This is a genomic window from uncultured Amaricoccus sp. (assembly GCF_937858865.1).
GTDB lineage: Bacteria > Pseudomonadota > Alphaproteobacteria > Rhodobacterales > Rhodobacteraceae > Amaricoccus.
Map to the genome: position 1 here is coordinate 1 of NZ_CALLYO010000428.1, position 6,625 is coordinate 6,625.

Sequence of the window (6,625 nt, forward strand, 5' to 3'; positions counted from 1 at the left end):
AGCAGTTCCTTCATCGCCGACATGTCGAGCATCTGGTCGGCGACGATCCGCTTCAGCTTGCGTTCTCCGCCTCGAGCTCGCGCAGCCGCTTGGCGTCACTCGCCTCCAACTTCCACATCATCCGCCCCGAGAAATTTCGGGTCATCGGGTAGACGGGGTATAACGCGCCTGATCCTGCGGGCATGGCGTCCTTCGCGGGGGTCTCTCCGGGAACCCCGCACGGGGGCGTCAACATGTCACAGATGCAGCAAAGGATCTGATTGAAGACTTGCAAAAACCCGCAGGAATGCGCCAATGACCGCAGCGGCGGCCGGCTCGGAGCGGCCGTGAGCCACACCGGACGGGGGCAGACAGACGATGCGCGACGCACTCAAGATTGCGGTCTGGGGGGTGCTCGCCCTCCTCTTCGCGATAGCCGCCAACTGGGGCGAGGACGCCGTCTACCGGGCGCACGCGCTGATCCTGCTGGCGGTGGCGGCGGCGCTCTTCCTCTGGTCGATCCGCACCGCGGGCGCGCCGGTCGCCACGGCGGGCGCCGCGCCGGCCGGATACATGGACGGCGTGGTCCGCGCCGGCGTGATCGCCACCACCTTCTGGGCCGTCGTCGGCTTCCTCGCCGGCACCTACGTCGCCTTCCAGCTCGCCTTCCCGGTGCTGAACTGGGATCTGCCCTGGACGAGCTTCGGCCGCCTCCGCCCGCTCCACACCTCGGCCGTCATCTTCGCCTTCGGCGGCAACGCCCTGATCGCGACCAGCTTCTACGTGGTGCAGCGCACCTGCGCCACCCGCCTCTGGGGCGGCAACGCGGCCTGGTTCGTCTTCTGGGGCTACAACCTCTTCATCGTGCTGGCGGCCACCGGCTACGTGCTGGGCTCGACCCAGAGCAAGGAATACGCCGAGCCGGAATGGTACGCCGACCTCTGGCTGACGATCGTCTGGGTCGTCTACCTCGCGGTCTTCCTCGGGACGGTCATCCGCCGCAAGGAGCCGCACATCTACGTGGCGAACTGGTTCTACCTGAGCTTCATCGTCACCATCGCGATGCTGCACGTCATCAACAACCTGGCGGTGCCGGTGTCGATCTGGTCCTCGCATTCGGTCGTTCTCTGGCCGGGGGTGCAGGGGGCGATGGTGCAGTGGTGGTACGGCCACAACGCGGTCGCCTTCTTCCTGACCGTGCCGTTCCTGGCGATGATGTACTATTTCGTCCCGAAGCAGGCGGACCGGCCGATCTATTCCTACCGGCTCTCGATCGTGCACTTCTGGTCGCTGATCTTCCTCTACATCTGGGCCGGCCCGCACCACCTGCACTATACCGCCCTGCCCGACTGGGCGCAGATCCTCGGCATGGTCTTCTCGATCGTGCTCTGGATGCCGTCCTGGGGCGGGATGATCAACGGCCTGATGACGCTGCAGGGCGCCTGGGACAAGCTCCGCACCGACCCGATCCTCCGGATGCTCGTGGTCGCGGTCGGCTTCTACGCCATGGCGACCTTCGAGGGGCCGATGATGTCGATCCGCTCGGTCAACTCGCTCAGCCACTATACCGAGTGGACGATCGGCCACGTGCATTCCGGCGCGCTCGGCTGGAACGGGATGATCACCTTCGGCGCGCTCTACTATCTCGCGCCGCGGCTCTGGAACCGGCAGGGGCTCTACTCGCTCTCGCTCGTCTCCTGGCACTTCTGGCTCGCCACGATCGGCATCGTGCTCTACGCCGCCTCGATGTGGGTCGGCGGCATCACCCAGGGGCTGATGTGGCGCGAGGTCGACGACCAGGGCTTCCTCGTCAACTCCTTCATCGACTCGGTGGTGGCGATGCACCCGATGTACGTCATCCGCGCCCTCGGGGGCGTCCTCTACCTGACCGGCGGGATCATCATGGCCTACAACATCTGGAAGACGATCGCCGGCGCCGGGGCTGCCGCCCCGGTGCGCACGGTCGCCGCCGAATAGGAGGCCGCTCGGATGTTCCTCAAGCTGCACAAATGGTCCGAGACCAACGCGCTGGCGCTGCTCGTCCTGAGCTTCGTCGTGGTGACGATCGGCGGGGCGGTGCAGATCGTGCCGCTCTTCTACCTCGACAATACCATCGAGGAGGTCGAGGGGATGCGGCCCTACAGCCCGCTCGAGCTGGCCGGGCGCGACGTCTACGTGCGGGAGGGCTGCTACGTCTGCCACAGCCAGATGATCCGCGTCATGCGCGACGAGGTGGAGCGCTACGGCCACTATTCGCTCGCCGCCGAGTCGATGTACGATCATCCCTTCCAGTGGGGCTCGAAGCGCACCGGCCCTGACCTCGCCCGCGTCGGCGGCCGCTACTCGGACGACTGGCACGTGGCGCACATGCACAACCCGCGCGACATCGTGCCGGAATCGATCATGCCGGCCTATCCCTGGCTGGCCCGGACGCCGATCGGCTCCGAGCGCATCGCCGCCAACATGCGGGCGCAGCGCATGACCGGCGTGCCCTATACCGACGAGATGATCGAGAACGCCCGCGCCGACTTCCGCACCCAGGCCGATCCCGACAACGGCGACGTGGACGCGCTCCTCGCCCGCTATCCTAAGGCGCAGGCGCGCAACTTCGACGGCCAGGCGGGGATCAGCGAGCTCGACGCGGTCATCGCCTACCTGCAGATGCTCGGAACGCTGGTCGACTTCTCGACCTTCGAGCCCGACGCGAGCCGCTAGGGCGACGGCATGGAGACTTACGACGCCCTGCGCAGTTTCGCCGGCAGCTGGGGGCTCCTGCTCGGGATCGTCGCCTTCGCCTGCCTGGTGCTGTGGGTCTTCCGGCCGGGGGCGCGCAAGGCGCACGACGAGGCGGCGCGGCAGATCTTCCGCAACGAGGACGCCCCGCCGGCGGACAGGCCCGACACTCACTCCAGCAAGCAGGCAGGCTCCGGGAAGGACCAAGGCGATGGCCACTAAGCGCGAGGTCGACGAGGCGACCCAGACCGAGACCACCGGGCACGAGTGGGACGGCATCAAGGAACTCGACACGCCGATGCCGCGGTGGTGGCTCTGGACCTTCTATGCCACCATCGTCTGGGGGGTGATCTACACCATCCTCTTCCCGGCCTGGCCGCTCGTCACCGGCGCGACGCCCGGGCTGCTCGGCTACTCGAGCCGCGGCACCGTCGCCGCCGAGATCGACGCCGCCGCGGCGCGCAACGCCGCCCTCGACGCCCGGCTGATCGAGGCGGATCTCGCCACCGTCGAGAACGACCCCGAACTGTTGCGCTTCGCCACCGCCGGCGGCGCCGCCGTCTTCCGCAACAACTGCGCCCCTTGCCACGGCGCCGGCGCCTCGGGCGTGGTCGGGCACTATCCGAACCTGCTCGACGACGACTGGCTCTGGGGCGGCACGCTGGCCGACATCCAGCAGACGGTGAGCCATGGGGTCCGCTTCGAGGCCGACGCCGACACCCGCTTCAGCCAGATGCCGGCCTTCGGCGAGATGCTGGCGCCCGAGGAGATCGACGCGCTCACCGCCTACGTGCTGTCGCTCTCCGGGCAGGCGAGCGACGCGCCGGGCGACGTGCAGGCCGGCGCGCAGCTCTTCGCCGACAACTGCAGCTCGTGCCACGGCGAGGACGGCACCGGCGGGCGCGATTTCGGCGCGCCTAACCTCGCCGACGGGATCTGGCTCTACGGCGGCGACGCGGCCGCCGTCCACACCAGCATCTCCGACGCCCGCTTCGGCATCATGCCGGCTTTCGGCGACCGGCTGCGCCCCGACGAGATCGCCAAGGTGGCGGTCTACGTCCACACCCTCGGCGGCGGCGAGTGACCGGCGCCTGATCCACCCGCGCCGCGGGCCGCGCGGCCCCGGCGCGGCATCGCGTCGCATTGCTCCGGTGACCGGAATGCCATTCGCCATCCCGGCCGGGGCGGTGTAGCCTGCCCCCCGGAGGTAAGCTAGGGGAGCCATGCCTTGACCCAGGCCAGCACCGATTCGTCGCCGCTCTTCGCCGCCGCCGAGCCGATCTTTCCGCGCCGCGTGCAGGGACGGTTCCGGACGCTGAAGTGGTGGATCATGGGCGTGACGCTGGCGATCTACTACATCACCCCCTGGCTGCGCTGGGACCGCGGCCCGGCGCTGCCCGACCAGGCGGTGCTGGTCGACCTGCCGAACCGGCGCTTCTACTTCTTCTTCATCGAGATCTGGCCGCAGGAGTTCTACTTCGTCGCCGGCCTGCTCATCATGGCCGGGCTCGGGCTCTTCCTCTTCACCTCGGCGCTGGGGCGGGTCTGGTGCGGCTATACCTGCCCGCAGACGGTCTGGACCGACCTCTTCATCCTGGTGGAGCGCTGGATCGAGGGCGACCGCAACGCCCGGGTGCGGCTCTGGCACCAGAAATGGAACGCCGAGAAGGTCCGCAAGCGCACGACCAAGTGGACGATCTGGCTGCTGATCGCCATCGCCACCGGCGGCGCCTGGGTCTTCTACTTCGCCGACGCGCCGACGCTGCTGGGCGAGCTCGTGACCCTGCAGGCCCCGGCCGTCGCCTATCTCTCGATCGGCATCCTGACCGCCACCACCTTCACCCTCGGCGGCTTCATGCGCGAGCAGGTCTGCATCTACATGTGCCCCTGGCCGCGCATCCAGGCGGCGATGATGGACGAGCAGACGATCACCGTGGCCTACCGCGACTGGCGGGGCGAGCCGCGCGGCAAGGGCACGCGGCGCCGCGCCGCCGCCGAGAAGGCCGAGGCCGAGATCCGCGCCGCCGGCCCCAGGACCGGCGGGACCTCGCCGCTCCTGCCCATCCGGGACGCGGCCGGGCAGCCGGCGCCGGCGGCGGCCGCGCGTGCCGCCGAGATCGAGCACTACGGCGACTGCATCGACTGCAACGCCTGCGTGAACGTCTGCCCCACCGGGGTCGACATCCGCGACGGGCAGCAGCTCGGCTGCATCACCTGCGCGCTCTGCATCGACGCCTGCAACGAGGTGATGGCGAAGATCGGCAAGCCGCCGAACCTCATCGGCTACCTGACGCTCGCCGACGGCGAGCGCGAGCGCCTCGGCGAGCCGCCCGTGCCGGTGCTGCGCCGGATCCTGCGGCCGCGCGTCATGCTCTATACCGTGCTCTGGGCCGGGATCGGCCTGGCGATGATCGTGGCGCTCATGCTGCGCACCGACATGACCATCTCGGCCGACCCGGTGCGCAATCCGGTCAACGTCACCCTGTCGGACGGCTCGATCCGCAACACCTACGAGCTGCGCCTGCGCAACATGACCGGCTATGACCGAGTGTTCCGCCTCTCCGCCGAGGCGGAGAGCCCGGTGGCGCTCGAGCTGCAGAACGCGACCGGCCTCGACGTGACGGTGCCGGCCAACGCCACGCTGCGGCAGCGGATCTACCTCACCAGCGCCCCGGACAGCCCGGCGAGCGCGACGCCGCTGATGCCGGTGACCCTCGTTGCCGAGGACGAGGGCTCCGGCCGGACCGCGCGCGAGGAAACCGTCTTCCACGGGAGGCAGCCATGAGCGGCGTCCTGACCGGGCGCCGGGTGGCGCTCATTTCGGCGGGCTTCTTCCTCGCCTTCTTCATCCCCAACGTCGTCCTGACCTGGACCGCGGTCGGCACCTTCTCCGGCGTGGTGGTGGACGACAGCTACGCCGCCAGCCAGGAATTCGATCGGCGCCGCGCCGCGCAGGTCGCCCTCGGCTGGACCGTCGCCCTCGAGCATGCCGACGACGTGCTCACCCTGCGCATCACCGACGGCGCCGGCAGGACCGTGCGCCCGGCCGGGATCGCCGTCACCATGGGCCGCCCGACCACCAGCCGCGACGACCGGGCGCTGGCGCTCGAGGAGACCCCCGACGGCTACGCCGCCCTCGCCCGCCTCGGCCCCGGCGCCTGGCGGGCCGAGATCAGCGCCACCGCCGCCGATGGCACCGCCTTCCGCCAGCGCCGGGACCTCGTCGTGCGATGACCGAGACCGCGCTCGCCGCCTGCCCCGCCTGCGCCGCCGCTCCCGAGCCGGAGCTCCGGGCGGCGGCGCGGACCCCGGCCGCGCTGCGTCGCCTCGAGCTCTCGCTCCCCTCGATCCACTGCGCCGCCTGCATCGCCGGCGTCGAGCGCACCCTCGACGCCCAGCCCGGCGTCGCCGCCTCGCGGGTCAACCTGACGCTGAAGCGCGTCTCCGTCACCGCCGAGGACACCCCCGGCCTCGAGCCGCGCCTCATCGCCGCCCTCGAGGCACGGGGCTTCGAGGCCCGCCCGCTCGACAGCGCCGCCCTCGAGGCGACCCGCGTCGACGCCGAGGGGCGCGACCTGCTCGCCCGCATCGCCGTGGCCGGCTTCGCCTCGATGAACGTGATGCTGCTCTCGGTCTCGGTCTGGTCCGGCGCCGAAGGCTCGACCCGCGACCTGATGCACTGGATCTCCGCCGCCATCGCCCTTCCGGCCGTCGCCTTCTCCGCCCAGCCCTTCTTCCGCGGCGCGCTGCGCGCGCTGCGTGCCCGCCGCCTCGACATCGACGTGCCGATCTCGACCGCCATCCTGATGGCGCTCGGCGTCAGCCTGATGGAGACCATCGCCTCCGGCCCGCGCGCCTACTACGAAGCGGCGATCATGCTGACCTTCTTCCTGCTGGTCGGCCGCTACCTCGC

7 protein-coding genes are annotated in these 6,625 nt (G+C 70.1%); all 7 read left to right on the forward strand.

Annotated elements, in window-relative coordinates; genetic code table 11:
• Positions 1 to 357 precede the first annotated feature (357 nt).
• Entirely contained in the window at positions 358 to 1,956 is a 1,599-nt protein-coding gene (ccoN, locus tag Q0112_RS12605) for a cytochrome-c oxidase, cbb3-type subunit I (RefSeq protein ID WP_297975834.1), read from the forward strand.
• 12 nt (positions 1,957 to 1,968) lie between these two features.
• Entirely contained in the window at positions 1,969 to 2,694 is a 726-nt protein-coding gene (gene ccoO / locus Q0112_RS12610) for a cytochrome-c oxidase, cbb3-type subunit II (protein ID WP_297975835.1), read from the forward strand.
• Positions 2,695 to 2,703: 9 nt separating this feature from the next.
• Positions 2,704 to 2,934, forward strand: coding sequence for a CcoQ/FixQ family Cbb3-type cytochrome c oxidase assembly chaperone (locus Q0112_RS12615; protein ID WP_297975836.1), 231 nt, complete (start codon positions 2,704 to 2,706; stop codon positions 2,932 to 2,934).
• A complete protein-coding gene (gene ccoP / locus Q0112_RS12620; RefSeq protein ID WP_297975837.1) occupies positions 2,924 to 3,796 on the forward strand; it encodes a cytochrome-c oxidase, cbb3-type subunit III in 873 nt (290 codons plus the stop codon). Before Q0112_RS12615 ends, ccoP begins: the two co-directional genes overlap by 11 nt.
• Positions 3,797 to 3,940: 144 nt before the next feature.
• Entirely contained in the window at positions 3,941 to 5,497 is a 1,557-nt protein-coding gene (ccoG, locus tag Q0112_RS12625) for a cytochrome c oxidase accessory protein CcoG (RefSeq protein ID WP_297975838.1), read from the forward strand.
• Positions 5,494 to 5,946: a FixH family protein gene (locus tag Q0112_RS12630; RefSeq protein ID WP_297975839.1), complete on the forward strand. Its 453-nt coding sequence runs from the start codon at positions 5,494 to 5,496 to the stop codon at positions 5,944 to 5,946. The genes ccoG and Q0112_RS12630 overlap by 4 nt, the downstream gene beginning before the upstream one ends.
• A partial coding sequence (locus Q0112_RS12635; protein ID WP_297975840.1) for a heavy metal translocating P-type ATPase occupies positions 5,943 to 6,625 on the forward strand: 683 nt, incomplete at its 3' end. The genes Q0112_RS12630 and Q0112_RS12635, both read left to right, overlap by 4 nt.

Bases quoted from the DNA above. Each gene is read 5' to 3' on its own strand.
- ccoP (WP_297975837.1), top strand. From the start codon at position 2,924: ATGGCCACTAAGCGCGAGGTCGACGAGGCGACCCAGACCGAGACCACC.
- Q0112_RS12630 (WP_297975839.1), top strand. From the start codon at position 5,494: ATGAGCGGCGTCCTGACCGGGCGCCGGGTGGCGCTCATTTCGGCGGGC.
- Q0112_RS12615 (WP_297975836.1), top strand. From the start codon at position 2,704: ATGGAGACTTACGACGCCCTGCGCAGTTTCGCCGGCAGCTGGGGGCTC.
- ccoN (WP_297975834.1), top strand. From the start codon at position 358: ATGCGCGACGCACTCAAGATTGCGGTCTGGGGGGTGCTCGCCCTCCTC.
- ccoO (WP_297975835.1), top strand. From the start codon at position 1,969: ATGTTCCTCAAGCTGCACAAATGGTCCGAGACCAACGCGCTGGCGCTG.